The organism is Bradyrhizobium sp. WSM4874 (genome assembly GCF_055811835.1).
Genome location: NZ_JBVVPR010000308.1, coordinates 1 through 210 on the forward strand (window position 1 = coordinate 1; position 210 = coordinate 210).

The following is a 210-nucleotide window of genomic DNA, read 5'->3' on the forward strand; positions in this document are numbered from 1 at the left end:
GTTCACGGCATCGCCGAAAACGGGAAAGTCTTGGTTCGTCGCACATTGCGGCGATCGCAGGTTCTGCCCTTCTTTCGGAGCCTTCCAGCTTGCTTGGTAGGTATGGAGGCCTGTGCGAGTGCCCATCACTGGGCACGCGAGATCGCGGCGCTGGGCCACGCTGTCCGCATGATGCCGCCAGCCTACGTGAAGCCTTACGTCAAACGAAAC

The 210-nt window shown here is 60.5% G+C and carries 1 pseudogene; it reads left to right on the top strand.

Features of this window, described 5'->3' with window-relative positions:
- A pseudogene (locus AC0L3P_RS40435) lies at positions 1–210 on the top strand (IS110 family transposase); the annotation flags it as partial.